22 protein-coding genes are annotated in these 26,801 nt (G+C 70.4%); 5 read left to right on the top strand and 17 right to left on the bottom strand.

The window, feature by feature from the left end; genetic code table 11:
• Positions 1-255: 255 nt before the first annotated feature.
• From ligA to M1203_RS34630, 4 genes are read right to left on the bottom strand one after another with little or no spacing between them, the layout of a single operon-like run.
• Positions 256-2,493 (bottom strand): NAD-dependent DNA ligase LigA, encoded by a 2,238-nt coding sequence (gene ligA / locus M1203_RS34615; RefSeq protein ID WP_283959360.1) that lies wholly within the window; start codon positions 2,491-2,493, stop codon positions 256-258.
• Positions 2,494-2,501: 8 nt separating this feature from the next.
• A complete protein-coding gene (locus M1203_RS34620) occupies positions 2,502-3,542 on the bottom strand; it encodes a methionine synthase (protein WP_283959361.1) in 1,041 nt (346 codons plus the stop codon).
• An 8-nt stretch (positions 3,543-3,550) separates the two neighbouring features.
• Positions 3,551-4,240, bottom strand: a complete 690-nt coding sequence (locus M1203_RS34625) for an SDR family oxidoreductase (protein ID WP_249953814.1) — start codon at positions 4,238-4,240, stop codon at positions 3,551-3,553.
• 29 nt (positions 4,241-4,269) lie between these two features.
• The gene (locus tag M1203_RS34630) at positions 4,270-4,809 is read right to left on the bottom strand and encodes a TIGR00730 family Rossman fold protein (protein ID WP_249953815.1); all 540 of its coding nucleotides are present in this window, start codon (positions 4,807-4,809) and stop codon (positions 4,270-4,272) included.
• Positions 4,810-4,922: 113 nt separating this feature from the next.
• On the opposite strand from M1203_RS34630, the gene M1203_RS34635 reads away from it, so the two are divergent.
• From M1203_RS34635 to M1203_RS34645, 3 genes are all read left to right on the top strand, one after another.
• Positions 4,923-5,258, top strand: a complete 336-nt coding sequence (locus M1203_RS34635) for a DUF427 domain-containing protein (protein WP_249953869.1) — start codon at positions 4,923-4,925, stop codon at positions 5,256-5,258.
• Positions 5,259-5,323: 65 nt separating this feature from the next.
• On the top strand, positions 5,324-6,100 hold the full coding sequence (locus M1203_RS34640; RefSeq protein ID WP_374404735.1) for an alpha/beta fold hydrolase: 777 nt from the start codon (positions 5,324-5,326) through the stop codon (positions 6,098-6,100).
• A gap of 292 nt (positions 6,101-6,392) precedes the next feature.
• Positions 6,393-8,006 (top strand): peptidoglycan-binding protein, encoded by a 1,614-nt coding sequence (locus M1203_RS34645; protein ID WP_249953817.1) that lies wholly within the window; start codon positions 6,393-6,395, stop codon positions 8,004-8,006.
• A 97-nt stretch (positions 8,007-8,103) separates the two neighbouring features.
• Here the strand turns inward: M1203_RS34645 and M1203_RS34650 are convergent, their stop codons facing one another.
• Complete coding sequence (locus M1203_RS34650; RefSeq protein WP_249953818.1) at positions 8,104-10,671, bottom strand: beta-galactosidase; 2,568 nt, start codon at positions 10,669-10,671, stop codon at positions 8,104-8,106.
• Between the two features lie 203 nt (positions 10,672-10,874).
• Between M1203_RS34650 and M1203_RS34655 the strand changes: the two genes are divergently transcribed.
• Positions 10,875-12,593: an alpha-amylase family glycosyl hydrolase gene (locus M1203_RS34655; RefSeq protein WP_249953819.1), complete on the top strand. Its 1,719-nt coding sequence runs from the start codon at positions 10,875-10,877 to the stop codon at positions 12,591-12,593.
• On the opposite strand, the gene mnmA is transcribed toward M1203_RS34655, so the two are convergent.
• Positions 12,594-13,727: a tRNA 2-thiouridine(34) synthase MnmA gene (gene mnmA, locus M1203_RS34660; protein ID WP_249953820.1), complete on the bottom strand. Its 1,134-nt coding sequence runs from the start codon at positions 13,725-13,727 to the stop codon at positions 12,594-12,596. It lies immediately after the preceding gene.
• A gap of 60 nt (positions 13,728-13,787) precedes the next feature.
• On the opposite strand from mnmA, the gene M1203_RS34665 reads away from it, so the two are divergent.
• Complete coding sequence (locus M1203_RS34665; protein ID WP_249953821.1) at positions 13,788-14,492, top strand: N-acetylmuramoyl-L-alanine amidase; 705 nt, start codon at positions 13,788-13,790, stop codon at positions 14,490-14,492.
• A 46-nt stretch (positions 14,493-14,538) separates the two neighbouring features.
• On the opposite strand, the gene M1203_RS34670 is transcribed toward M1203_RS34665, so the two are convergent.
• The 11 genes from M1203_RS34670 to M1203_RS34720 form a co-directional block, all read right to left on the bottom strand.
• Positions 14,539-15,702, bottom strand: a complete 1,164-nt coding sequence (locus M1203_RS34670) for a cysteine desulfurase family protein (protein WP_249953822.1) — start codon at positions 15,700-15,702, stop codon at positions 14,539-14,541.
• A gap of 111 nt (positions 15,703-15,813) precedes the next feature.
• The gene (locus M1203_RS34675; RefSeq protein ID WP_249953823.1) at positions 15,814-16,647 is read right to left on the bottom strand and encodes a thioesterase family protein; all 834 of its coding nucleotides are present in this window, start codon (positions 16,645-16,647) and stop codon (positions 15,814-15,816) included.
• 48 nt (positions 16,648-16,695) lie between these two features.
• Positions 16,696-17,364 carry a trimeric intracellular cation channel family protein gene (locus tag M1203_RS34680; RefSeq protein WP_249953824.1) on the bottom strand — a complete coding sequence of 223 codons (669 nt, stop codon included), beginning with the start codon at positions 17,362-17,364 and terminating at the stop codon, positions 16,696-16,698.
• Between the two features lie 113 nt (positions 17,365-17,477).
• Positions 17,478-18,689, bottom strand: coding sequence for a dipeptide ABC transporter ATP-binding protein (locus M1203_RS34685; RefSeq protein ID WP_249953825.1), 1,212 nt, complete (start codon positions 18,687-18,689; stop codon positions 17,478-17,480).
• Entirely contained in the window at positions 18,686-19,741 is a 1,056-nt protein-coding gene (locus M1203_RS34690; RefSeq protein WP_249953826.1) for an ABC transporter ATP-binding protein, read from the bottom strand. The genes M1203_RS34685 and M1203_RS34690 overlap by 4 nt, the downstream gene beginning before the upstream one ends.
• The gene (locus tag M1203_RS34695; protein ID WP_249953827.1) at positions 19,738-20,748 is read right to left on the bottom strand and encodes an ABC transporter permease; all 1,011 of its coding nucleotides are present in this window, start codon (positions 20,746-20,748) and stop codon (positions 19,738-19,740) included. The genes M1203_RS34690 and M1203_RS34695 overlap by 4 nt, the downstream gene beginning before the upstream one ends.
• Positions 20,749-20,885: 137 nt before the next feature.
• Complete coding sequence (locus M1203_RS34700; RefSeq protein WP_249953828.1) at positions 20,886-22,646, bottom strand: ABC transporter substrate-binding protein; 1,761 nt, start codon at positions 22,644-22,646, stop codon at positions 20,886-20,888.
• 42 nt (positions 22,647-22,688) lie between these two features.
• Entirely contained in the window at positions 22,689-23,687 is a 999-nt protein-coding gene (locus tag M1203_RS34705) for an ABC transporter permease (protein ID WP_249953829.1), read from the bottom strand.
• 382 nt (positions 23,688-24,069) lie between these two features.
• Positions 24,070-24,855: an enhanced serine sensitivity protein SseB C-terminal domain-containing protein gene (locus tag M1203_RS34710; RefSeq protein ID WP_249953830.1), complete on the bottom strand. Its 786-nt coding sequence runs from the start codon at positions 24,853-24,855 to the stop codon at positions 24,070-24,072.
• Positions 24,856-25,118: 263 nt separating this feature from the next.
• Positions 25,119-25,859, bottom strand: coding sequence for an enhanced serine sensitivity protein SseB (locus M1203_RS34715; protein ID WP_308404950.1), 741 nt, complete (start codon positions 25,857-25,859; stop codon positions 25,119-25,121).
• Positions 25,860-26,035: 176 nt separating this feature from the next.
• Complete coding sequence (locus M1203_RS34720; RefSeq protein WP_249953831.1) at positions 26,036-26,785, bottom strand: AAA family ATPase; 750 nt, start codon at positions 26,783-26,785, stop codon at positions 26,036-26,038.
• Positions 26,786-26,801: the final 16 nt, after the last annotated feature.

Genomic DNA, 26,801 nt, shown 5'->3' on the forward strand with positions numbered 1-26,801 from the left:
CCCTCTCACAGCCGGCGAAGCCGATGCCACGCGATGTCACGTTGTCATGCACACACGGCCGGAATCACACCACTCAGCCGTTCACGACAGGCGCACCTCTCAACAGTAGGCCGCTGAACGCTCCGACGGGCAGCGCTCTACAGCTGTTGCCCGAATGCGACCTGCCCATCCTTATCCATCTGGTATGCGCCGAACGGGTGAGCTTGCGGCCCGAATTGGACGGGGTGGGACTCCGCTTTCCGGGGGATTGTCGCGCTACTCCTCGGGGGTGGCCGATGCCTCTTCCGGCCTGATCGCGGCTTCCCTGGCCGCGTCCGGACCCTGTTCGAGCAGGATGGCGAACCCCTGTTCATCCAGGACCGGAACCTTCAGCTGCATCGCTTTGTCGTACTTCGAACCAGGGTTCTCCCCGACCACCACGAAGCCGGTCTTCTTCGAGACGGCGCCGGTCACCTTCGCTCCACGGGTTTGAAGCGCCTCTTTCGCGCCATCCCTCGTGTACTGCTCCAGCGTGCCCGTGACGACGACCGTCAGGCCCTCCAACGGCCGTGGTGCCTCGTCCTCGCCGGTGCCCTCCTCCTCCATACGTACCCCGGCGGCCCGCCACTTGCGCAGAATCTCGCGGTGCCAGTCGACCTCGAACCAATCCTTGACGGAGGTGGCGATGATCGCCCCGACCCCGTCGACGTCCGCCAGCTCCTGCTCCGTCGCCTGCTCGATGCGGTCGATCGAGCGAAACTCCCTGGCCAGCGCCTCGGCGGCGACCGGTCCCACATGACGGATGGAGAGCCCGGCGATGATCCGCGCCAGTGGGCGTTCCCTGGCCGCCGCGATGTTCCCCAGCATCGCCAGGGCGTTCTTCTTCGGCTCACCCTCCTGATTGGCGAAGACCGTGACGACCTTCTCCTCGCCGGTCTTCGGGTCGCGCTTGGGCAGCCCGCTGTCCTGGTCGAGGACATACGCCTTGATGGGCAGCAACCGCTCGACCGTCAGATCGAAGAGATCGCCCTCGTCGACCAACGGCGGTGTGTCCGGCTCCAGCGGTCTGGTCAGGGCGGCGGCGGCCACATAGCCGAAGTTCTCGATGTCCAGGCACTTGCGGCCGGCGAGATAGAACAGCCGCTCGCGCAACTGGGCCGGGCAGGTGCGGGCGTTGGGGCAGCGGAGGTCGATATCGCCCTCCTTCATGGCCCGCAGCTCCGTACCGCACTCGGGACACACCGCCGGCATCTCGAACTCGTACGCGTCCTCGGGCCGCAGATCGATGACCGGGCCGAGGATCTCCGGGATGACATCGCCGGCCTTGCGGATCACGACCGTGTCACCGATCCAGACGCCCTTGGCCTTCACCACTTCCTGGTTGTGCAGTGTGGCGAACTCGACCTCGGAACCGGCGACCGTGACCGGCTCGACCTGCGCGTACGGCGTGACACGCCCGGTGCGGCCGACGCCCACCCGGATGTTCACCAGCTTGGTGTTGACCTCCTCCGGCGCGTACTTCCAGGCGATCGCCCAGCGCGGCGCGCGCGAGGTGGAGCCCAGCCGGCCCTGGAGGGGGATCTCGTCGAGCTTGACGACCACACCGTCGATCTCGTGCTCCACGGAGTGGCGGTGTTCGCCGAAGTACGCGATGAACTCCCGTACCTCCTGGATCGATCCGGCCACCTTGTTGTGCCGGGCGGTCGGCAGCCCCCATCCGCGCAGCAGTTCGTACGCGTGGGAGAGGCAGTCGATGTCGAAGCCCTCGCGGGCCCCGATGCCATGCACCACCATGTGCAGTGGGCGCGTGGCGGTGATCTTGGGATCCTTCTGGCGCAGTGAACCCGCCGCCGCGTTGCGCGGGTTGGCGAACGGCTTGTCACCTGCGGCCACCAGACGCGCGTTCAGCTCCTGGAACGCCTCCATCGGGAAATAGACCTCGCCGCGGATCTCCACCAGATCCGGGACGCGCTCGCCCGTCAGCCGGTGCGGGATCTCGGCGATCGTACGGACGTTGGGCGTGATGTCCTCGCCCGTACGGCCGTCGCCGCGGGTGGCGGCGCGGGTCAGTCTGCCGTGCTCATAGGTGAGATTGACCGCGAGCCCATCGACCTTCAGCTCGCACAGATAGTGGAAGTCGGGCGTGCCCACGTCCTTGGCGATCCGGTCGGCCCAGGCCGCCAGCTCCTCGTCGTCGAACGCGTTGTCCAGGGAGAGCATCCGCTCGCGGTGCTGGACCGCGGTGAAGTCCGTCTCGTACGCCCCCGCGACCTTCTGGGTCGGCGAGTCGGGCGTGCGCAGCTCCGGATGCTCCTCCTCCAGCGCCTCCAGCGACCGCAGCAGTGTGTCGAACTCGCCGTCGCTGATGACCGGCTGGTCCTTCACGTAGTACCGGAAGCGGTGTTCCTCGATCTGCTCGGCGAGTCGGCCATGCCGCTCCCGTGCCTCGGCGGGCACCGCCGTCCGCTGTTCGCCAGCCACCGTTTCGTCCTCCCGTTCACCAGGACCCGTCATCCGGATCGTCACTCAGGGTTGTCCGCGAGGGATCTCGCGGCCCTGACGCAGTGCGCCATGGCGGCGCGCGCGTACGCGGGAGAGGCCCCCGCGAGCCCGCACGACGGGGTGAGCACCACGGACTCCGCGAGAATCCCCGGACTCAGCCCCAGCCTGCGCCACAGCGTCCTGACTCCCATGACGCTACCGGCAGGGTCTGACAATGGGCCGTCGGTGCCCGGCACGATTCCGGCGAGGAGTTTCGTGCCGCCCTCGACCGCCTCACCGATGGTGTCCTCGTCACGCTCGGTGAGCAGACCGAAATCGAACGAGATCGCCGCCGCACCCGCTCGCCGCAGCAGCGCGAACGGGACGTCGGGGGCGCAGGAGTGCACGACCGCCGTCCCGGCGCTGAGCGCGGTCACCTCGCGCAGCGCGCTCTCCACGATCTGGCGGTCCACCGCGCGGTGCGTGCGGTAGCCGCTGGCGGTCCTGACCTGGCCGCGCAGTACGGCGGTGAGGGACGGCTCGTCGAGCTGGAGCACCGGTACGGCGCCGGGCACCCGGCGCCGCACCTCCGCGAGATGCGCGCTCAGCCCCTCCACCAGCGAGCCGGTCAGATCCCGGCAGGCCCCGGGGTCGCTCAGCGCCGACTCGCCGTTGCGCAGCTCCAGCGAGGCGGCCAGCGTCCACGGTCCGACCGCCTGGACCTTGAGCGGGCCCTGGTACCCCTGGGTGAACTCCTCCAGCGCGTCGAGGTCCTCGCCCATCCAGGACCGGGCCCGCTTGGTGTCACGGCCCGGCCGGTCGCCGATCCGCCAGCCGCTGGGCTCCACACGCGCGTAGACCTCGACGAGCAGCCCGGCCGTCCGGCCGATCATGTCGGCGCCGGGGCCTCGGGCGGGCAGCTCGGGCAGATGCGGGAAGTCTTCGAAGCTGCCGGTGACGGCCTTGGCGGTCTCCCGCGCGTCGCCGCCCGGCATCGAACCGACCCCCGTGGCGGCTCCCCAGAGCCTCCCGGCCGGTTCTGCCGACGCCGCGGTGGCCGGCTCGTTGCGCGATTCGTCCATCAGCGCGCTCACCGGCCCGGCCGTACGGTCACGTCGTCGATCCGCGCGTCGCGCGGCAGGTCCAGCGCCGCCAGGATCGTCGACGCCACGGACCCTGGGTCGATCCAGCGGGCGGCGTCGTACTCCTTGCCCTCCTGCTGGTGGACCTTGGCCTGCATGGGGCTCGCCGTGCGGCCCGGGTAGACGGAGGTCACCCGCAGCCCGTTCGCCCGCTCCTCCTCGCGCAGCGCGTCGGCGAGTGCCTTGAGGCCGTGCTTGGACGCGGCGTACGCCCCCCACTCGGCGTGCGCGCTGAGCCCGGCGCCCGAGTTGACGAAGATCACCTGGCCGTGCGAGACCCGGAGTTGGGGCAGCAGGTGCCGGGTCAGCTCGGCGGGGGCGACCAGGTTCACATTCAGCTGGTGGTGCCAGCTCTTGGGGGTCAGGTCCCCGATCGCGCCCAGATCGACGACGCCCGCGATGTGCAGCAGCGAGTCGAGCCGGTCGGGCAGCGACTGCTGGGCCAGCGCCCAGGAGAGCCGGTCCGGGTTGGCGAGGTCGCCGACGAGGGTGCGGGCGCCGGGGAAGGCCGAGGCCAGTTCCCCGGCGCGGCCGGCGTCACGGGCGAACAGGATCAGGTCGTCGCCGCGCTCGTGCAGCCGGCGCGCGACGGCGGCGCCGATGCCGGAGCCCGCACCGGTGATCAGATGGGTAGCCATGCGGTCATGGTCGCATCACCGCGCCCCGATCACTGAACGCCCGCGGACTCCTCCAGATAAGCGAGCGCGCTCACCCCGTCCTCGGCGAAGAACACCAGGTCGGTGAGGGGGAGCGGCAGGAAGCCGTCCTCGTCCATCCGCCGGAACTGCTGCTTGAGTCCATCGTAGAAACCGGCCGTGTTGAGCAGCACCACGGGCTTGGAGTGCAGGCCGTGCTTCTTGAGCTCCAGGATCTCGGTGGCCTCGTCCAGCGTCCCCGTACCACCGACCATGATCACGACCGCGTCGGACTTGGCGAGCAGCAGGGCCTTGCGCTCGGCGAGGTCCTTGGCGACCACCATCTCGTCGGAGTCCGGGCGTGCCACGCCGCTGAGGAAGTCCACGGAGACCCCGACCAGCCGCCCGCCCGTCTCCCGCACACCGTCCGCGACCACCTTCATCAGCCCGCTGTCGGAGCCGCCCCATACGAGGGTGTGGCCGCCCTTGCCGATCAGTTCGGCGAATTCACGGGCGGGGCGGGTGTAGCGCTCGGGGAGATCGGCGGCGGAGAGAAAGACACAGATATTCATGAGGCAACGGTACGGGCGGGAAGAACACGCCATGGCTCGTTGCTGATCCCGTAGAGGGACCGCGCGTCGACGACGCGGTGGAACCGGCCGTACTTCCGAAGGCGAAGGGGCAGATCGTCATGACCGCAGGACACACCATCACCGTCGAGCAGGGCACCGAGCATGTACGTGTGGTGAGCGACGGACAGATCGTCGCGGAGAGCCGCAGGCCGCTGCTCCTGCGCGAGACCGGCTGTCCGGTCCGCTACTACCTCCCGCCCGAGGACGTGCGCACGGATCTGCTGACGCGCTCCGACACCACCACCCACTGCCCGTTCAAGGGCGACGCCTCGTACTGGTCGCTGCCGGGCGCGCCGGACGCCGTCTGGGCGTACCCCACGCCCAAGGCCGAAGTCGCCCAGGTCAAGGACCACTTCTGCTTCTACGACACGGAGGTCGTCGCGGCCTGAGAAAAAACTTCCGCCGCGAGCGATGAGTTGCGCCGGGCACGCGGGTCTGAGTCGGTATGGACAATGTGTGCACGGTGACATCGGGGGACGGCACCCCGATCGCGTACCGGCGGTCGGGGGACGGGCCGCCGGTGATTCTGGTGGGGGGCGCGCTCGACACCGCCGAATCCGACGCCCCGCTGGCAAAGCTGCTCGCGCCGCGCTTCGATGTGATCACCTATGACCGGCGCGGGCGCGGTGCCAGCGGCGAGAGCGGTCCGTACGCGGTGGAGCGGGAGACCGAGGATCTGGCCGCGCTCGTCGAGGTGGCGGGCGGAAGCGCGTCCGTGTACGGCATGTCCTCCGGCGCGGCCCTGGTCCTGGAGGCGACGGCGGCGGGCGTGCCGATCACCCAGTTCGCCGTGTACGAGCCTCCGTACGCCACCGATCCGGCCGAGCTGCCGGGCAACGCGGCCTATCGCGAGCGGCTCGTGGATCTGCTCGCGCGGGGGCGGCGGGGCGAGGCGGTGGAGCTGTTCCTCTCGCTGGTGGGGATGGTGCCCGAGATGATCGCCCGGGTGCGCCGGTCCCCGATGTGGCCGGAGCTGGCCGCGCTGGCGCACACCCTGGCGTACGACAACGCCGTACTGGGCCAGGGGCTCATCCCGGCCGACCGGCTGGCGACGATCAGGACCCGCGCGATGGTGGTGGACGGCGGCGCCAGCCCGCTGCCGCTGCGCGACGCCGCCCGCGCGGTGGCGCAGGCCCTCCCTCGTGGCCGGCACCGCACGCTGACGGGGCAGACACATGAGGTGGCACCGCATGTGCTGGCGCCGGTCCTGGCGGAGTTCTTCGCGGCGTAGCTCCTCTCGCCGGCGAGGGCGCGTGACTTTGCACCGGTAAGCGCGATTTCTGGCCGATGGGTCACTTCCGTGGCGTACGCGGCACGCGGACTTGACGTGGGCATGACCACTCGATAGGAGTGGTGCGTTCAACTCGCGTAGACCCCCACTCGCATACCCCCGCGCACGCGGACCCACGCGCACGGACCCACGCACGCGGACCCATGCGCGTAGACCCCGCTCGCGCAGACCCCACTCGCGTTGCCCCCACGGATCCGCTCCGGCGGAGACCGCGAATCGGCCAGGAGGAAGCATGTACCGACGATCGACGCCGGGGAACAGGCCATGGCGGAGGACGCCCTTGAGGAGAACGGCGCTGTCCGCACTCGGTGGCCTGGTCACCACGGTGCTCCTCGCCACGGCCCAGTCCGCGGGCGCCGCGCCCGCGCCCGTCACCCCGTCCGACCGGGACGGCATGAGCCGGGCCTTCACCCGGGCCGCGGCCGAATTCGATGTCCCCCGGGACCTGTTGGTGGCCGTCGGCTACGGCGAGACACACCTCGACGGACACCTCGGCGAACCCAGCCAGGCCAACGGCTACGGGGTGATGCATCTGGTGAGCAATCCGACACACCGCACCCTGGAGAAGGCCGCCGAGCTGACCGGCGAGCGGAGCACCGAGCTGCGCGAGGACACGACGGCCAACATCCGTGGCGGCGCGGCCGTGTTGCGCGCCTACGCCGACGGGCTGGGGCTGGACACCGCGGAGCGCGGCGATGTGGACGAGTGGTACCCGGCGGTGGCGCGGTACGGCGGGGCGAGCGACGTCCGCACCGCGCGGCTCTACGCCGACACCGTCTACACGCTCCTCGCGCAGGGCATCGACGCGGACATCGCGGGCGGCGAGAGTGTCACCGTACGGCCCCGCGCCGTCGAGCCGGAACGCGGCCCGTACGAGGCCGCGGACACGGATCGGCGGCGCGCCGCGCTCTCCCCCGACTACCCCGACGCGGCGTGGGTGCCGGCCAACTCGGCCAACTACGCCGCCGGCCGGTCCGCGTCGATCAGCAGCGTGGTCATGCATGTCACGCAGGGCTCCTACGCCGGGACCATCAGCTGGTTCCAGAACCCGTCCTCGAAGGTCAGCTCCCACTACGTGGTCCGCTCCTCGGACGGCGCCATCACCCAGATGGTCCGCGACAGCGACACCGCGTACCACGCCCGCTCGGCCAACTCCTCCAGCCTGGGCATAGAGCACGAGGGTTTCGTCAGCGACCCGAGCTGGTTCACCGACTCGATGTACCGGTCGTCGGCCGCCCTCACCAAGTACCTCTGCGACCGGTACGGCATACCCAAGGACCGGGCGCACATCGTCGGCCACTCGGAGGTGCCGGGCAACGACCACACCGATCCGGGACCGAACTGGAACTGGAACTACTTCATGCAGCTGGTGGGAGGCAGCAGCGGCGGCGGGGGCGGCGGGGGCGTCCAGTTGAGCTTCCCCTCGTACGACACACTGCGCGGCGGCTCGACCGGCGCCCAGGTGAAGGCCGCTCAGACCCTGCTGAACCAGCAGGGGTACAACGCCGGCACCGTGGACGGCATCTTCGGCAGCGGGACCACGAACGCGGTCAAGTCCTTCCAGAGCGCGCGCGGGCTGCCCGCGGACGGCGTGGTGGGCGCCCGGACCTGGACGGCGCTGCTCGCGGCCGGGACCACCTCCGTGGTGCGGGAAGGAAGCACCGGCGCCGTGGTGGAGCGTCTTCAGCGCGCGTTGACGGCGGCCCTCGGCCGGACCGTCTCCGCCGACGGCCAGTTCGGGCCGGGTACGACCCAGGCCGTACGTGAGTACCAGAGCGGCCGCGGGCTGTCCGTGGACGGCGTAGCCGGTCCCGCGACATGGTCGGCCCTTCAGGCGGGCCGGTAGCGGGACAGGGCCCCCCCTTCCGACCGCACCGACCGCCATCGGACTGATCACGCCGAGAACCGCGCGGCCCCGGGAAAGCCCGGGGCCGCGCGGTGCGTCAGGCCCGGCGGACGGTGAACTCGGCGCGCCGTACCCGCAGCACCGTCCGTCCGCCCTCCGTCGACACACGGGCGCCGTCGCAGACCGCCCCGCCCTCCACCGCGACCACCGATTCGCGGCCTTCCGCGCCCCCGCCGCCCTCCCCGCCGAGCGCGCGGAAGGTCGCCCTGTCGTCGGCCACACCGGTGAGTTCCGCCGTCGCGTACGCGATCCTCAGCCCGCCCGCCACCAGTCCGAGCGGCAGCATCGCCCCCGTACGCCCCGGCAGGTGCAGCTTCTCGCCGCCGAAGAGGGGTTTGCCGTGTTCGGTGACCGTGAAGTCCTGGTCGTAGCCGGAGGAGACGTTGAAGGCGTGCAGCAGCCGTCCACGCGCGTCGTCCGCCGTCGTCAGCAGGAAGACACCCGGATCGGTCGCGCTGTGCCCGAGGGCGGGTGCGGCGTCCAGCGCGCGGAAGGCGCGGCCCCAGAAGGTCAGATCGCACTGGTAGTCCGTGGTGATCACCACGGCCCGCCCCCGGCCCACGGGGATGTCGAAGCCACAGCCCTTGCCCGTGGAGAGCTCGCGCAGCACCGTCGTACCGCGCGCGGGCGCGCACAACTGGGCGCGGGAGAGGCGCACTTCCGGCAGGGGCGCCGCCCAGCCGTGGGCGGTGACCGAGAGCCAGAACCGGTTCGCGTCGGTCAGTGTGTCGCCAACCGTGAGCCCCAGCGCCTCCGCGAGCACCGTGCACCGCCGGTCGGCCATGTCCTTGACCGGGAGCCTGCCGGACAGCAGCAGCTTTCCGCCCGCTTCGAGATAGCGGACCAGCCCGCGCTGGAGCTCCGCCCCCAGATGCTCGCCGGTGGCCAGCGCGAGCACCGGTACGCGCGCCGGGTCGAGGTCGCCCGCCTGGAGGTTGACGCTCCGGTAGCGGAAACCGCCGAGGAGCATCGCGCGGGCCAGGGAGCCCCGGGGGCCGGCGCCGCGCGTGTTCACCGCTTCGTCCAGCACCCGCTGGACCGACGCGAGCTTCGGCGGGTGGTACTCGGTCAGATAGTGATCGGGTACGAAGCCGAGCGCCACCTCGTCATAGGTCGCCCGCATCGGCGCGAGGACCTCGGCGAGCCCGCCCATGGCACGTACCGTCCGGCGCGTCGACGCGTAGCTGACGCCAGGACGGCCCTCCGGATCGACCGGCGCCGCGAAGCCGTGCCGCTCCCCCGTGATGCCGATGCGGTCGTTCCCGTCGCCCGTCGGCTTGTCGAGCTTCGGGTTGAATCCGCCCGCGAACAGGTAGTAGTTGATCATTTTCGCGCCCTGCGCCACACAGAGACGTGTCTTCAGATCGACCCCGGACGGGCTGGTCTGACTGTCCATGTTCTGCCCGTAGTCGGCGTGCCCCGCGTCGAACTCCAGCGCCGTGACAGGTTGATCCTTGTCATTGACCGCGTCCATGAAGGCATTGATCAGATACAGATCGGTGACATTGCGCAGGGTCAGATCGCCCAGATAGAAGTCCGCGCCCGAGATCGTCCCCTCGATCCCCGCGTAGGTCTCCATCAGCTGGCTGATGCCGATGGGGAAGGGCTCGGCACGGCTGTCGGAGGTGCCGTGGATGTTGATGACGAACGGGATGCCCGTGACGCCGTCCGCCTCGGCGGCCCGGCGCAGCTCGGTGACGTACCGCGCGAAGCGGCCCCGCATGAACCGGCCCAGATCGTGCATCAGTGCCGCGCCGTACGCGTCCTCGGGGTGGCGGATCGCCTTGCGCCGTCCGGCCGGGTCCGCATCGGCGAACGGGTAGCGGCCGGCCAGTTCTTCCCCGTACTCCTCGCGCAGCCAGCCGTCGAAGTCCGCCGTCAGATGGTCCGTGAGATCGGGCGAGTTGCTGACCCACGCCAGCATGCCGATCTCGTTGTCGAGCTGTACGGAGACGACGGGGCCGCCCCTGCCGCGCAGCCGTCGCGCGAGCACCGGCATCACGGCCGCGTACCAGCGGCGCGCCTCGTCGAGGAAGGCGGGCGCGAGGTAGTCGACGGTGGGGGTGGTGGCGGGGGCGTCGTACCAGCCGGTGGAGACGATCTCCGGGTGCTCCTCGCGCACCCGGTCGGGGACGCCCTCGCCCTTGAGTTCGGCCATCGTGAAGGGGCCGGGGCGGGCGATGAACAGGAAGCCGTTGCGGTGGGCGAGGTCGATGAAGGCGCCGAGGTCGCGTTCGGGGCGGGTGCGGCCGGTGACATCGATGGTGCCGTCCGGGAGTTCGTGCCACATCCAGGGGATGTACGAGGCGATGGTGTTGAGGCCGGCGGCCTTCGCCCGGTCGAGCCGTGACTGCCAGTCCGCCCGCTTCAGCCGGAAGTAGTGGATCTCGCCGGCGAGGACGAGCGCGGGCTCGCCGTCGATGAGGATCTGTTTGTTCCGGTACGAGACGGAGCCGGCCGGGGCCGGGGCCGCGGGCGCTCCTCGCACGGCCTGCGCCGCGTGCGCGGCCGGGTCGGTCCGGGCGGACAGGCCCGCCGTGGCGAGTGTGCCGAGGGCGGCGCCGCCCAGGACGGTGCGGCGGCGTGGTGCGGGGACATGCGTCATGGCGTCGTACTTCCTCAGTGGAAGAGAGCGGGTGGCGGCTCCTGGGGCGGGAGCGTGTGGCAGCATGTATGCGCTGCCTGTATGCGCATACAGAACCCTGGGGGAGGCTCTTCGACACTCACAAGAGTCCGCCCGGTCACGCTTCTGTAACGGGCATGACAAGCTGAACTCCCGGTCACCGCAGGGAAGGCCGTACCGACACCATGACTCCGTTCCGCCCCGCCCCGGCCTGGCTGGCCGACGCCGTCTTCTACCAGATCTACCCGCAGTCGTTCGCCGACTCCGACGGCGACGGCATCGGTGACTTCGCCGGTATCACCGGACGCCTCGACCATCTCGCCTGGCTGGGCGTGAACACGGTCTGGCTCAACCCCTGTTTCGCCTCGCCCTTCCGCGACGCGGGATACGACATCAGCGACTACTTCACCGTCGCGCCCCGCTACGGCACCGACGACGATCTCGCCCGGCTGGTGGACGAGGCCCGGCGGCGCGGCATACGGGTCCTGCTCGACCTCGTCGCCGGACACACCTCCGACCGGCACCCCTGGTTCACGGCATCCGCCGACGACCCCGAGGACCACCGCTACATCTGGACCGACGCGCGCCCGGGCCCCGGGACGGACAGGCGCACCGGCCCCGGCGCGGGAACAGACACCGGATCCGGGCGGGACATCCGCGCCGGTTCCGATGCGGACACCCCACCGCCCGCCGGGTTCGTGGCCTCGCCCGGCGCTCGCCCCGGCGCCTATCTGCCGAACTTCTTCGACTCGCAGCCCGCGCTCAACTTCGGCTACGCGCGCAGCGATCCGGCCGAACCCTGGCGTCAGGCCCCCGACGCCCCCGGCCCGCTGGCCAACCGCGCCGCCCTGCGGGAGATCATGGACCACTGGCTCGGTCTCGGACTGGCCGGCTTCCGCGTCGACATGGCCGCCTCGCTCGTCAAGGACGACCCCGGCCAGGGCGAGACCCGCAAGCTCTGGACCGAGCTGCGCCACTGGCTCGACACCGCCCATCCCGAGGCGGTCCTGCTCGCCGAGTGGGGCGACCCGGCCGTATCGGTTCCCGCCGGCTTCCACACCGACTTCTTCCTCCAGTTCGGCGGCCCGACCGAGGGACGTCCGCTGCGCTCCCTGTGGAACAACCGGCACGGCACCGACAATGACGGCTGGGACCCGGTCGAGTGCTTCTTCGATCCCGGGGGCGAGGGCTCACCGAGCACCTTCGTGGACGCCTGGCGGGACGCGGTCTCCGTCATCGGTGACGGCGGGCACGTCGCCCTGCCCACCGCGAACCACGACTTCGCGCGCCTCAACTGCGGCCCGCGCACCGCCGAACAGCTCCCCGCCGCCTTCGCCTTCCAGCTCACCTGGCCGACGCTGCCCGCGATCTACTACGGCGACGAGATCGGCATGCGCTTCATCCCCGGCCTGCCCGACACCGAGGGCAGTGTCCTGGGCCCCCGCTACAACCGTGCGGGCTCCCGCACGCCCATGCAGTGGGACGAGGGCCCGAACGCGGGCTTCTCGACCGCCCCCGCCGCGGACAGCCTGTACCTCCCGCTCGACCCCAGCCCCGACCGTCCCACCGTCGCCGCCCAGCGGGCCGACGAGGGCTCGCTGCTCCATCTCGTACGCCGTCTGATCGCCCTGCGCCGGGCGACACCGGAACTGGGCGCGGCGGGCGGTGTCGAGGTGCTGCACTCCGGCTACCCGTTCGTCTACGTCAGGGGCGGGCGCTATCTCGTCGTCGTCAACCCGCGCGCGACCCCGGCGGTCTGCACGGCGGACGCCCCCGATGCCCCTGACACCACGCACGCCCGCGCGCTCGAAGCCTCCGGCGTGGCGGTCGACGGCGGGGCGATCACGGCCCAGGGCTTCGCGTACGGCGTGTTCGACCTCACACCCCGGAGGCCCGTCGGCTGATCAGCCCGCCAGGGCTCCCGTACGCCGCTCCGTCGTCGCGATCGTCGCCGAGCCGACCACGCGCGTGCCGTCGTACAGCACGATCGCCTGGCCGGGCGCCACGCCGCGTACGGGCTCCTCGAAGCGGACGTGGAGCGTGCCGTCGGCCAGCTCCGCCGTCACCGCGGTCTCGCCGCCGTGGGCGCGCAGCTGGGCGGTGTAGCCGCCGGGGCCGGTGGGGGCCGTGCCGCACCAGCGGGGCTTGCGGGCGGTCAGCGCCATGACGTCCAGCGCGGCGGCCGGGCCGACCGTCACGGTGTTGTCGACCGGTGAGATGTCCAGCACATAGCGCGGCTTGCCGTCGGGCGCCGGGTGGCCGATGCGCAGGCCCTTGCGCTGGCCGATCGTGAAGCCGAACGCGCCGTCGTGGCTGCCCACCTTCGTGCCGGACTCGTCGACGATGTCGCCCTCCGCCCGGCCGAGCCGGTCCGCCAGGAAGCCCTGGGTGTCGCCGTCCGCGATGAAGCAGATGTCATGGCTGTCGGGCTTCTTCGCCACCGCCAGGCCCCGGCGCTCGGCCTCCGCGCGGATCTCGTCCTTGGTGGTGAGCGTGTCGCCGAGCGGGAACATCGCGTGGGCGAGCTGACGCTCGTCGAGAACTCCCAGTACGTACGACTGGTCCTTGGCCATGTCGCTCGCGCGGTGCAGCTCACGCGCCCCGTCGGGGCCCATGACGACCGTCGCGTAGTGGCCCGTGCACACGGCGTCGAAGCCGAGGGCGAGCGCCTTGTCGAGCAGCGCCGCGAACTTGATCTTCTCGTTGCAGCGCAGACACGGGTTCGGGGTGCGGCCCGCCTCGTACTCCGCGACGAAGTCCTCGACGACGTCCTCGCGGAAGCGCTCGGCGAGATCCCACACATAGAACGGGATGCCGATGACATCGGCGGCGCGGCGCGCGTCGCGGGAGTCCTCGATGGTGCAGCAGCCGCGCGCGCCGGTACGGAAGGACTGCGGATTCGCGGAGAGCGCGAGATGCACTCCGGTCACGTCGTGGCCCGCCTCGGCGGCACGGGCGGCGGCCACGGCGGAGTCCACGCCGCCCGACATGGCGGCGAGGACGCGAAGAGGGCGAGTGCGCTGGGAATTCTGAGTCATAGCCCAACCAGAGTACGGCCCGGGGGAACCACAGTCGCGCGAGTATGCGTTGACGATCACATGGGCGAGAACACACAGAGCACGACGGGCGGCGGCGCGGGCGGGGGCCATCGCGCGGGCGGGAGCCGCCGCGCGCCGTCGGACGGTACGAAGGTCCGCCGCCGGGCGGTGCTGATCGGCGGCGCGGCGGCCGTGCTCGGCGGGGGCGTGCTCGCGCGGGAGGAGCTGGGGCATCTGTGGTATCGCGTTCCCGGCGTCGCCAAGCCGCGCAAGGAGGGTGAGCTGGACTACGCGGGCTCCGAGTGGGTGGCGGCCTCCTCCGCGAACTGGCGACGGGCGGACCGTCCCGACGACTACACGATCGACCGGGTGGTGATCCATGTCGTCCAGGGCAGCTATCAGGTCGCGCTGAAGGTCTTCCGCGACCCCGGCCATGGCGCAGCCTCGCACTACGTGGTCCGCAAGGACGGCCATGTGGCACAGATGATCCGCGAGCTGGACGTGGCGTACCACGCGGGCAACCGCGAGTACAACGAACGCTCCATCGGTATCGAGCACGAGGGCTGGGTGGACGAGGCCTCGTCCTTCACGGACGCCATGTACCGCTCCTCGGCGCGGCTGACCGCCGACATATGCAGGCGGTACGCGATACCCGTCGACCGCGAGCACATCGTCGGGCATGTGGAGGTCCCCGGCACGGACCACACGGACCCGGGGACGAAGTGGGACTGGGACCGCTACATGAAGTTCGTACAGGACGCCTGACCCCCGACGGAGCCCCGCCCCGGATCAGCCGAGGCCCGCGTCAGCGTCAGCTGAGGCCCGCGCTCCTGGCGCGGTCCACGGCCGGGCCGATGGCCTTCGCCACCGCCTCCACGTCCGCCGCCGTGGAGGTGTGGCCGAGGGAGAAGCGCAGGGTGCCCCTGGCCAGATCGGGGTCGCTGCCGGTGGCCAGCAGGACATGGCTGGGCTGGGCCACACCGGCCGTACAGGCGGAGCCCGTCGAGCACTCGATGCCCTGGGCGTCCAGCAGCAGGAGCAGCGAATCGCCCTCACAACCCGGGAAGCTGAAGTGGGCGTTGGCGGGCAGGCGGTGGACCGGGTCGCCGCCGAGCACCACATCGGGGACGGCCGTACGTACCGCCTCGATCAGTCCGTCCCGCAGGGCGCCGACGTCGCGGGCGAAGTCCTCGCGCCGTTCGGCGGCGAGCCTTCCCGCGACGGCGAAGGACGCGATCGCCGGGACATCGAGGGTGCCGGAGCGCACATGGCGCTCCTGGCCGCCGCCGTGCAGCACGGGTACGGGGGTGTACTGCCGGCCGAGGAGCAGCGCGCCGATTCCGTACGGGCCGCCGACCTTGTGGCCGGAGACGGTCATCGCGGCGAGGCCCGAGGCACCGAAGTCCAGCTCCGTCTGGCCGAGGGCCTGGACGGCGTCGGAGTGCAGGGGGATGTCGAACTCGGCCGCCACCTCGGCCAGTTCACGGACCGGCAGGATGGTGCCGATCTCGTTGTTGGCCCACATGACGGTGGCGAGCGCGACATCCAGCGGGTCGCGCTCGATGGCCTCGCGCAGCGCCTCGGGACGCACCCGGCCGTAGGAGTCGACCGGCAGATACTCGACGGTCGCGCCCTCGTGCTCCCCCAGCCACTCCACCGCGTCGAGGACGGCGTGGTGCTCCACGGGGCTGGCGAGCACCCTGGTCCTGCCGGGGTCGGCGGCGCGACGGGACCAGTACAGGCCCTTCACGGCGAGGTTGTCGGCCTCCGTACCGCCCGAGGTGAACACCACCTCGCTGGGCCGTGCGCCAAGGGCCTCCGCGAGCGTCTCGCGGGCCTCCTCGACGGTACGGCGGGCCCGGCGCCCGGCGGCGTGGAGCGAGGAGGCGTTGCCGGCGAGGCCGAACTGGGCGGTCATCGCCTCGATCGCCTCCGGCAGCATCGGAGTGGTCGCGGCGTGGTCGAGGTAAGCCATGGTGGTCCCGATTCTACGAGCCGGGACCCGCCGGGCACGCAGCCGGTCCGCCGGAACGTCCGGTGTACAGCCGTGTTCCGGCCGCTCTCCGCGCGGGCCGCGCCGGACGGCTCACTCCCGTGGCGCGCGGGCCAGTTGGCGCGACTGGGCCACCAGCCGGTCCGCGCTGTCCCAGACCTCCGCGTCCTCCTCCAGGAAGCCACCGGCCAGATTGCGGGTGATGATCGCCACCCGGAGGGGGCCGGGCGCCGGACGGCAGCGGATGTGCGTGGTCAGTTCGACGGTCGGGGTCCAGCCCGTCAGCCCGAGATCGAAGGAGGTGGGCGGCAGGGCGTCGACGGTGAGGAGCAGTGAGTACGGGTCGGGGTCGCGGCCGTCCGCGAACTCGAACCACGCGCGCATGTCGCCCTGCCCGGAGGGCGCGCCCACCGCCCAGCCGATCGTGGCCGGGTCGATGCGTATGGCGAGGCGGTCGAGCATCGAGAAGTCGCCGGGCGGCGGCGGGCCGACGTCCGTGCCGACGCACCGCTCAAGCGGCGGGATGACGGGCGGCTTGGCGGCCGTCCGTACGTCGTCGGGCAGCGCGTCCAGATCCCCGTAGGAGGCGATGAGCCGGATCCGCTCGACCTCGCGGCCGTCCTCGGCGGTCTGGAAGAGGGAGGCCTGTCCGGTGGAGAGGGTCCGTCCGGTCCGTACGGTGACGGTGCGCACCACGGCGGGGCCGGGCGTGGACGGGGTGAGGTAGTGGGCCGAGACGGCGAAGGGGTCGGAGTGCGGCAGCGCGTCGCCGAGGGCGCGGCCCATCAGCGCCAGCAGATAGCCGCCGTTGGCGACGTTCATGATCGTCCAGCCCGGGGAGAGCTGTGCGTCGTAGACGCCCGGTTCACGGAGGGTGAGGGCGGTACCGCGGTCGAACTCGCTGTCACCGATGGATGCCTGTGCCATGACAGGTAACCGTACAACAGGATTGTACTAAGCGGTAGCTTACGCAGCTCACAGAGCAGAGGTCTCCTCGGCCGCGGCCGAGCGCCGGTTCCAGGCGCGCGGCGCCCGCCAGTGGAAGCGCATCGCGAGCAGTCGCAGGACGAAGGCGGTCAGTACGGCGAAGGCGCTGGTCAGCCCGTTGAGCGCGTCGAAGCGTATACAGAGCGCCACCATCGCGGCACCGACGATGGCCGGGACGGCGTACAGATCGCGGTCCCAGCGCAGCAGCGAGGGCACCTCATTGGCGAGGACGTCACGGAGCACACCGCCGCCGACCGCCGTGGCCAGCCCGAGCGCCGCCGAGGCGGTGAGACCGAGACCGTACTCGTACGCCTTGGTGGTGCCGGTCACACAGAAGAGACCGAGGCCCGCCGCGTCGAAGACATTGACCGCACCCTGGATGCGTTCCACCTGGGGATGGAGGAAGAACACCAGCGCGGTGGCCACCAGAGGCATGGAGAAATAGCCGAGATCCGTGAAGGCCGCGGGCGGGACGGCCCCGATGATCAGGTCACGGAGCAGCCCTCCGCCGAGCGCGGTGATCTCGGCGAGTACCGCCATACCGAAGACATCGAAGTTCTTGCGTACGGCGAGCAGGGCGCCGGATATCGCGAAGACGAAGATTCCGGCGAGATCGAGCGCATGCTGGACGGAGGGTGTGAAGAGGTCGTGGAGCACTCGGACATTGTGCGGGATCGCCGGGACACGCCCCGAAGGACGGTCCCGGCGGACCATCGGCCCCTACGGACCCGACCCGGTCCTGACCGCTCGGGCTCAGGACCGGGGATCCCCTACTCCTTGCCCGTGCTCTTCGCGTCCTCGGCGGGCGCCTCGGCAGCCGCGTCACCGGTGGCCGGGGCGTCGCCCGGGGCCTCGTCCGGCGTCTGCGCCGCCAGCTCCACCGTCTCCCGCGCCGCCACCGACACCGTGTCCTTCGGACGCTGGTCGGGAGCGTTCTCCGGGTGGTGGCAGGCCGCCTGGTGGCCCGGCGCCAGCTGGATCAGCGGCGGCTCGGTCGTCTTGCAGACCTCCGTCGCCTTCCAGCACCGGGTGTGGAAGCGGCAGCCGCTCGGCGGCGAGATCGGCGACGGCACATCGCCCTTGAGCAGGATCCGGTCGCTCTTCCCGCCGCGCCTGCTCGGGTCGGGCACCGGTACGGCCGAGAGCAGCGCCTTCGTGTACGGGTGCATCGGCGACTCGTACAGCGACGTGCGGTCGGCCAGCTCGACGATCTTGCCGAGGTACATCACCGCGATCCGGTCCGAGACATGGCGGATGACCGAGAGGTCATGCGCGATGATCACGTACGTCAGACCCAGCTCGTCCTGGAGGTCGTCCAGCAGGTTCACCACCTGCGCCTGGATCGACACGTCCAGCGCCGAGACCGGCTCGTCCGCGACGACCAGCTTCGGGTTGAGCGCCAGGGCGCGGGCGATACCGATGCGCTGGCGCTGGCCGCCGGAGAACTCGTGCGGGTAGCGGTTGTAGTGCTCGGGGCTGAGGCCCACCAGCTCCAGCAGCCGCTGCACCTCCTTCTTCACGCCGCCCTCGGGCTCGATGCCCTGGAGCTTGAAGGGGGTGCTGACGATCCCGCCGATGGTGTGGCGCGGGTTCAGCGAACCGTACGGGTCCTGGAAGATCATCTGTATGTCGCGGCGCATCGGACGCAGCGCTCCGGCGGACAGATGCGTGATGTCCCGGCCCTCGAACTCGACCTTTCCGCCGGTCGGTTCGAGCAGCCGCGTGATCAGCCGGCCCATGGTCGACTTGCCGCAGCCCGATTCGCCGACGACGCCCAGGGTCTCGCCGGGGCGCACGTCGAAGGAGAGTCCGTCGACCGCCTGGACCGCTCCGACCTTGCGCTTCAGCACGCCCTTGGTGATCGGGAAGTGCTTGACCAGACCGCTGACCTTGAGGATCGGCTCGGGTCCTGAACTGTCGGACCCGGACGCGGACCCGGCCCCCGACTCCTGCTCCGGAATCTTCTTCTTCAGCTCAGTCACAGCTTCGGCGCAATCTCTTCGGTCCAGATCTGTTCCCGCTCCGCCGCCGACATATGGCAGGCGGAGAAGTGCCCGTCGGTGATCTCCCTCAGGTCCGGACGCTCGGTGCGGGTGAGGTTGTCCTTGGGGATGTCGGCGTACGGGCAGCGCGGATGGAAGGCGCAGCCGGACGGGACGTTGATCAGACTGGGCGGGGTTCCCTTGACCGGCACCAGCCGGTCGGTCTGCTCCCGGTCGATGCGCGGCATCGAGCCGAGCAGGCCCCAGGTGTAGGGGTGCTGCGGCTGGTAGAAGACCTTCTCGGCGGCGCCGCGCTCGATACAGCGCCCCGCGTACATCACCAGCAGGTCGTCCGCGATCTCGGCGACGACACCGAGGTCGTGGGTGATGATGACGACCGCCGAGCGGAACTCCTTCTGGAGGTCCCGGATGAGGTCGAGGATCTGCGCCTGGACGGTCACGTCGAGGGCGGTCGTCGGCTCGTCGGCGATCAGCAGCTCGGGGTTGTTCACCAGCGACATGGCGATCATCGCGCGCTGGCGCATACCGCCGGAGAACTGGTGCGGATAGTCGTTGAAGCGCCGGGCCGGCTCGGGGATCCCGACCCGGTCGAGCATCTCGATGGCCCGCTTCTTGGCGGTCTTCTTGTCGACCTTGTTGTGGACGCGGTGCGCCTCCACGATCTGCGCGCCGATGCTGTAGTACGGGTGCAGCGCGGACAGCGGGTCCTGGAAGATCATCGACATCTTGTGGCCGCGCAGCTCGCGCACCCGCTCGGGGCCCGCGCCGATCAGCTCCTCGCCGTCCAGCCAGATCTCACCGGAGATCCGGGCGCGCTCGGAGTTGTGCAGCCCCATGATGCCCAGTGAGGTCACGGACTTCCCGGAGCCGGACTCACCGACGATGCCGAGGGTCTTGCCCGCCTGGAGGTCGAAGCTGACGCCGTCGACGGACTTCACGAGACCGTCGTCGGTGTTGAAGTGGATACGGAGGTCCCGTACGGAGAGGAACGAGCCGCCCGCGTCCTTCGTCGTGCGCACGTCGTCGCTCATGAGAGCCTCACCCGGGGGTCGATCGCGGCGTACACGAGGTCCACCAGCAGATTGCAGAAAACGATGAAGAAGGCGGCGACCAGCGTCACACCCATCACGATGGGCAGATCGCTCTTGGTCACGCCCTGGATGGCGTACGCGCCCATCCCCTGGAAGGAGAAGACGCGCTCGGTGATGACCGCGCCGCCCAGCAGCAGCGCGAAGTCCATGCCGAAGATGGTGACGAGCGGGGTCAGTGCGGCGCGCAGGCCGTGCTTGACGACCACCTGACGCTCGCGCAGACCCTTGGCCCGCGCGGTTCTGATGTAGTCCTCGCCCATGGTCTCCAGCATCCCGGCGCGGGTGAGCCGCGCGTAGAGGGCGGAGTACAGGAAGGCGAGGGTGCACCAGGGAAGGATGAGGTTCCACGCCCATTCGCCGGGGTTCTCGGAGAAGGGCACGAATTCGAGGTTCTCCCAGATCGTCCAGTGGAAGCTGAACAGGGCGAGGGAGACCAGGCCGGTGAAGAACATCGGCAGCGAGACGCCGGCCAGGGCGATGCCCATGGTCAGCCGGTCGAAGATCGAGCCCCGCTTGAGCGCGGAGAGGACACCGATCGCAACACCGGAGATGACCCAGATGACCGCCGCGCCGATGGCCAGCGAGAAGGTGACCGGGATGCGCTGAACGATCTCGGGCCAGACCTCGACATGTGTCTTGAAGGAGTAGCCGAAGCACGGCGCGTGGCACACCGAGGGGTTGGGGCCGAGGTTGTACTCGGCGCCGACCACGATGGCCTTGATGAAGTGCCAGTACTGGAGGTAGAGCGGATCGTCCAGTCCCAGGTTCGCCTTGATGGCGGCGATGGCGTCGGGATCGGCGCCCTTACCGACGTACTGGGCGGCCAGTGAATCGGTCGTCTGGCCGCCCAGCCGGGGCACCAGGAAGAAGATCGCGAACGTGACTGCGCTGACCACCAGCAGCAGCAACACCGCGGCGAATACGCGTCGGATGATGTACGCAGCCACAGCCGTGCGGTGCCGGGTCGTACGGGCGGGGTGCGCCCGTACGACCCCACACCTTCACCTGCCTTTCGGGGGGTGCTGTTTGATGTAACAGGTGTTACTGAGTGTGTTACCGAATGTGCTGTGAGGGTCCCGCGGACTTACTTGGACGAGCCCATCAGCACGTAGTCGTACATACCGAGGTACGACTCGGCGACGGTGACGTTGGTCGCCGACTCCGGGCGGTAGAGCAGGTTCTTGCGGTAGAAGAGCGGAACCGCCGAGGCGTTCTCCATGACCAGCTTGTCGACCTCGCCCCACTTGTCACCGCGGGCGGTGGCGTCGAGGGTGCCGATACCGTCGGTCAGCGCCTTGTTGATCGTCGGGTCGTTCAGCTCCATCAGGTTCGTGCCACCGGACGGCTTGATGGCCGCGCCGTTCACGATCTGGTCGAGGAAGCCGTACCCGGTCGGCCAGTCGGCGCCCCACGCCATCATCATCAGACCGGCGTTGTTGTCGTGGACCCACTTCGGGGAGCCCGCGAAGTCCGTGAAGTACTTGTCGGCCGGGAACTGCTTGATGTCCGCGGTGATGCCGATCGCCTTCAGGCTCTGCTGGATCTGCGTCGCGGCCAGGACCTCGTCGGGACGGTCGGAACGCGCCGTCAGCGAGGTCTTGAAGCCGTTCGGCTGACCGCACTTGGTGAGCGCTTCCTTGGCCTTGGCGGCGTCACCCTTGTTGCCCGGGGTCGGGTACAGGTCGAACTTCTTGTACCCGGCGACCGACGGCGGGATCATCGTGGAGGCGGGCTCGCCCTTGACCGCACCGCCGATGGAGTCGACCACACCGGCCTTGTTCACCGCGTACTGCACGGCCTTGCGGCAGTCGATGTTGTCGAACGGCTTCACGTTGACGTTCATCGCCAGGTACTGGAGCGCGCCCGCGTAGGGGTTGTCCGTCTTGGCCTTCTCGTCGGCCTTGACGAGCACCTTCGGCTGCGTCTTGGACTGGAGCCCGGTGCCGCCGATGTCCGCGGTGATCGAGTCGCTGAGCAGGTGCTCGTCGATCGTCGAGGCGTTGACGTTGAACTTCAGCTCGATCTTGTCCGGCAGCGCCTTGCGGATCGGGTCGGACGCCGGGTCCCACTCGGGGTTGCGGGAGAGCGTCGCGCCGCGGCTCTCGCTGTACGAGTCGAACTTGTACGGGCCCGAGGACACGATGTTCTGGACGTACTCGGCGCCCTTGTCGGCCTTCTGCGGGACCGGGGCCGTCTGCGAGAACGCGGCCAGGTAGTCCATGTCCGCGAACGGCTTGTTCAGCTTGAAGGTGATCGTGTACTTGTCCGGCGTCTCGATGGACTTGAGACCCTCGGGGGACTTGTCCTTGTACGGACCCTTGTACTTCTCGCCACCCTCCAGGTACGACTTGAAGTACGTCGGACCGTTGGAGAGGGCCTCGGGCGCGAAGTTGGAGCGCTCGATGGCGTACTTGACGTCCGCGGAGGTGACCTCGGTGCCGTCCTGGAACTTGACGCCCTTGCGCAGCGTGTAGGTCCAGGTCTTGGCGTCGGGGCTGCCCTTGCCGAGCGAGGTCGCCAGGTCGGGAACGACCTGGAGGCCCTCCTTGCCGGCGGCCGGCTTGAACGTCACCAGGGAACGGCCGTACAGGCGGGAGAAGTTCTGCACCCAGCCGTAGTACGTGTTGCCCGGGTCCAGGGAGTCCGGGCCACTGGAGTGCTCGTACGTGACCGTTCCCCCCTTCTTGGTGCTGGCGTTGACGATGCTGCTCAGTCCGGCATCGGCCTTCGCGCTGCCGCCCCCACTGCCGTCCTTGTCCTTGCTGTCACCGCTGCCGCAGGCGGTCGCACCGAGCGCCAACGCCAGCGTGACGGCTATGGCCGATGCTGTCTTTCTGCTGTTCACCTGAGGAAAGCCCCCTCGATCGATGGTGCGGCGAGGCCGCGATTATTTGCCACGGGGGTCGAGTGCGTCACGCAGCCCGTCCCCCAGCAGATTGAAGGCCAGCACGGTGATGAAGATCGCCATGCCGGGAATGATCATGAACATCGGGTCGACCTGGTACAGATCGACCGCGGTGGACAGCATGCCGCCCCATGAGGACTGCGGCGGGGCGATACCGACGCCGAGGAAGCTCAGGGAAGCCTCGAAGAGGATGTTGGTGGGGATCAGCAGCGTCGAGTAGACCAGGATCGGCGCGATCAGGTTGGGCAGCAGCTCACGGAAGAGGATGAACGGGCCGCGCGCGCCGAGCGATCTGGCCGCCTCCACGAACTCCCGCTCCCGGAGGCTGAGTGTCTGCGCGCGCACGATCCGGCCGATGTACGGCCAGCTGAAGAAGCCGATGACGAAGATCAGTACGGCGATGCGCAGCGAGAGCCCTTCGAGCCCGAACACGCTGCCCTGGAGCGACGCGGAGATGGAGATCGCGAAGAGGAGCAGCGGGAAGGCGAGGAAGGTGTCCATCATGCGGCTGATCGCGCTGTCGACCCAGCCGCCGTAGAAGCCCGCCACGACGCCCATCACGACACCGATGACGACGGAGAGCAGCGTGGACCCGGCCGCGACGACCAGGGAGACCCAGGAGCCCTCGATGATGCGGGCCAGGATGTCCCGGCCCGTCTGCGGTTCGACACCCAGGGGGTGATCCCAGCTGATGCCGCCGAAGCTGCCCTTGGGCGCGAGCAGCGTGGGATCGACGAGGTCCTGGTTGAAGGCGTTGGGGTCGAGACCGAAGACCGACTGGAGCGGTTTGGAGAGTACGGCGACAAGGACGAGCAGGATCACGATGACGCCGCCCGCCATGGCGACCTTGTCCCGCTTGAAACGCGTCCACGCGATCCGGCCGAGCGAACGGCCCTCGATCTGCTTGCCCCCGGCGCCTTCCAGCACCGCTTCCGGCTGCGCTTGCGCCGCCGACCCGGTGGTCTCGATAGGTGCCGTCATTGCGCTGGAGACCCCTCTCGGCCGACGGTGGCCGGCCCATGACCGCCGCTGTAGCGGCACTTTCACTTCACATGTCGCATGGTGGTCCCCCGGAAAATGTGGGGGGAACTGCTTTCTGTCAGCGCATCGCACACTAGGCCGACTCCACCTGCTGCACGGAGTCTTCAGTCCTTTCGCGATCACCCGCCAGCCCTCACGGGGAATGTTTGCTCAACCGTGATGCGATCCGAGGGTTACCGTTATCCGGACGTTGTGATCTTCTCAGCGGACCATCTCGGTCACTATTCCCTCAGATCGGACATGGCGCCCAACTTCCCCCACGAGGGAGGAAACCGGTGCGTGCGCGCCTCGCCGCACGGCGCCGTACCGCGCGCGGTGCCGCTCAGTATGCGCGGGTGGCCGGCGGCGGGTAGCCGTAACCCGGAGACGGCGCGGGCGCGGCATGCGCCTCGCGGTCGTAGAAGGGCCTGGTGTTGGCGCGCAGCCACATCGTGACCGGGTCGTACTCGTCGGACATCGCGACGGTCGAGACCGGCAGCCCGTCCGGGACCGCGGCGATCGACTGCCCCATCATCGTGCGTACGGAGTCGACGGAGGCCGGGCCCGTGTCGTACAGGTCGAGGCCGATCGCGAGATACGGGGCGCCGAGGGCCGGCTGCACCCAGGCACGGCGCAGGGAGCGCACGGCGGGCGTGCGATGCGCGTTCTGGGTCAGCTGGGCGTAGAACTGCGGGAGTTCGATGGCGGGCTCGGAGAGCCTGAGCGGTCCCGCGGGCATCCGGTCGAGACCGGTGGCGATCCGGCGCAGATCGAGCCAGGGGATGCCGACACCGCCGCCGGGGGCGTGCGGATTGAGCCAGATCCCCCAGCGGTCCGGGTAGAGGGCGCGGGCGATGTCGCGTCCCGAGACCACTTCGTGGGCCCGTGTCCAACCGCTGACCGCCAGCTCCTGGGCGGAGGTGACGCACGGGGCGTACCCCAGGCCGTCGATCTCCATGTTGCCGTACTGGGCTTCGGGCGATCCGGCGCGGCCGTGCCAGAGCAGCATCCAGACACTGTCGTCGGCGAGCGCCTGGAGCAGCGCCTCGTACGCGTCGTAACGTCCAGGCGTCACCTGGCGCAGCATGTGCTCGACCTGCCCGGCCGCCGCGGTGCCTGACGCGCTCACTCTGGGTCCCGCCCCTCTTCGATCCACCACTCGTCCAGCCCCCCGAAGTCCGCGCGTCCGCGGGCGCCCGGCACGGTCCGCCGCGGGAAGGGCGACCCGCCGGGCACACGGTGCGGCGGCCCAGCCATCAAACCAGCTTAGAGGGGCTTCCTGACACAGACTTGACGACCGGCGCGCCCGCCATGGGGGCGCGGGCATGGCCGGTCTCTTTCCCTGTCCGCCCGTGGTTGTCGGCTCGTACCGACTGCCCGTTCCGCGCGCGACTATGCGTGGGCGCGCTGATAGAACGGCCGCACCTTCTCCAGCAGCCAGTCGGCGACGGGGTCCTGGGCCACGTCCAGCAGGACGAGATTGACGGGCCAGCCCACCGCGACCCGGCCCAGCGCCCGGCCGAGCGCGTCCATGGGGGCGTTACGGTCCCCGGCCTCCCAGGAGGAGAGCTGGACACCGATGAACAGCGCGGGGGGATCGCCCTCGACGCTGGCGAGCGCGCGGCGGGCCGAGAGCACCACGCCGGAGGCCTCGAACTCGGCCCCGGCGGCGGAGAGGAACTCGACCGGATCCTCCTGCCAGTCCGGCTGGAAGAGCCGGACCCGGCCTCCGCTCGCCGGGCCGTCGAGCGGCGTACGCCCCACCCGGCACAGCTCGGCGACGGCCGGCGGCGGCAGCGGCATCCCCACGACACCGCCCGGGTTCACCGCGATACCGAGTTGCGGAGGCAGCCCCCGGGCGAAGTCACGGGCGGGGGCGACGGTGAAGGCCATATGGGATCCGACGCACTGGAGGAACTGTTGCTCGGAGCTGAAGACCGGGACATAGGGGATGCCCTCTATCTCCAGCGTCGGCAGATCGAGGTCGGGGCTGTCGGGGCCGCCGCCCTGGGGCAGTGGCACCCAGACCTCACTGCGTCCCAGGACCTCGACCAGCCGTCCGCCCGCCGCGTCGGCGCCGAGCGAGGCCATGAGCACCTCTTCCAGCTCGTTGCCCGGCCATGCTGTGTTCACCGTGCTCTCCTTCGCCACCCTCGCCCCCGCGGCAGCACCTTAAACCGAGGGCCGGTTCCCGCGCCGCCCCCGAACGGCTCCGTCCGGCCGGGCGATTGGGTCGGATGGCCGGATCCCGTCCGTGGCCCGGCGGGCGGGCGCGTGGGCGGGGTGGCGCGCATGAGCGGGGTGGTCGCTCACTCCGCCCGGGTGACCGGGAACGCGATCCGCTCCAGTGCCGCCGCCGCGCCCCGGTCGAGGAGGACCGCCGAGGCGCAGCCCCGGGGGAGGTGGCCTCTCTCGGCGTCGGCGAGCAGGCGGCGGACCGCGCGGCGGTGCCGGGCGAAGGCGTAACCGGACACGCCCCGGCCGCGCTCCCGCTGGCCCGCGCGCGCCACCTCGGGCGAGACGTCCAGCAGGACGAGATGGAGCCGGCGGCCACGCCTGCGGGCCTCACGGGCCAGCCAGCGCCGTACCCACGTCTGCGTACCGCAGTCATGGACGACGACGCTCCCGCCGGAGCCGAGCGCGCGCCACAGGCCCGCGTAGTGCGCTATCCGGACGAGCGGGCGGTAGACGGCGTAGGGCAGGGCGCCCGGCAGCCGGCGTGCCCAGCGGTCCCTGGTGTCCTGGGAGTCGATACCGGTGGCCTCGGCGGCCCGCCGGATCAAGGTCGATTTGCCGCTGCCGGGCAGCCCGGAGACGACCACCAGATCGCCTTCGGCGAACACCAGGCTCTTCGTGCCGCGCCCTCGCGCGCCGCCCGCCGGGGCGGGCCCCCGCTCCCGTAGATCGCGGACGACCCGCGCGAGGCGAGCCGCGCCGTCCCGGAGGGTGCCCTCCCGGACCGTGCCGTCCCGGGCGGGTGCGCCGGGCTGTGCGGCTGTGCCCGTCTGTGTGGGCACCCCCGCGGTCGTCGGGTACGTGTCGGACCCCTGCGACATCATCGCCGTCCCCCTGTCA

Origin of the sequence: Streptomyces sp. 35G-GA-8 (assembly GCF_023534745.1) — a bacterium.
GTDB lineage: Bacteria > Actinomycetota > Actinomycetes > Streptomycetales > Streptomycetaceae > Streptomyces.

Bases quoted from the DNA above. Each gene is read 5' to 3' on its own strand.
- ligA (WP_283959360.1), bottom strand. From the start codon at position 2,493: ATGACGGGTCCTGGTGAACGGGAGGACGAAACGGTGGCTGGCGAACAG.
- M1203_RS34650 (WP_249953818.1), bottom strand. From the start codon at position 10,671: ATGACGCATGTCCCCGCACCACGCCGCCGCACCGTCCTGGGCGGCGCC.
- mnmA (WP_249953820.1), bottom strand. From the start codon at position 13,727: ATGACTCAGAATTCCCAGCGCACTCGCCCTCTTCGCGTCCTCGCCGCC.
- M1203_RS34720 (WP_249953831.1), bottom strand. From the start codon at position 26,785: ATGATGTCGCAGGGGTCCGACACGTACCCGACGACCGCGGGGGTGCCC.
- M1203_RS34620 (WP_283959361.1), bottom strand. From the start codon at position 3,542: ATGGACGAATCGCGCAACGAGCCGGCCACCGCGGCGTCGGCAGAACCG.
- M1203_RS34625 (WP_249953814.1), bottom strand. From the start codon at position 4,240: ATGGCTACCCATCTGATCACCGGTGCGGGCTCCGGCATCGGCGCCGCC.
- M1203_RS34690 (WP_249953826.1), bottom strand. From the start codon at position 19,741: ATGAGCGACGACGTGCGCACGACGAAGGACGCGGGCGGCTCGTTCCTC.
- M1203_RS34665 (WP_249953821.1), top strand. From the start codon at position 13,788: ATGGGCGAGAACACACAGAGCACGACGGGCGGCGGCGCGGGCGGGGGC.
- M1203_RS34645 (WP_249953817.1), top strand. From the start codon at position 6,393: ATGTACCGACGATCGACGCCGGGGAACAGGCCATGGCGGAGGACGCCC.
- M1203_RS34675 (WP_249953823.1), bottom strand. From the start codon at position 16,647: ATGGCACAGGCATCCATCGGTGACAGCGAGTTCGACCGCGGTACCGCC.
- M1203_RS34705 (WP_249953829.1), bottom strand. From the start codon at position 23,687: ATGACGGCACCTATCGAGACCACCGGGTCGGCGGCGCAAGCGCAGCCG.
- M1203_RS34655 (WP_249953819.1), top strand. From the start codon at position 10,875: ATGACTCCGTTCCGCCCCGCCCCGGCCTGGCTGGCCGACGCCGTCTTC.
- M1203_RS34630 (WP_249953815.1), bottom strand. From the start codon at position 4,809: ATGAATATCTGTGTCTTTCTCTCCGCCGCCGATCTCCCCGAGCGCTAC.
- M1203_RS34670 (WP_249953822.1), bottom strand. From the start codon at position 15,702: ATGGCTTACCTCGACCACGCCGCGACCACTCCGATGCTGCCGGAGGCG.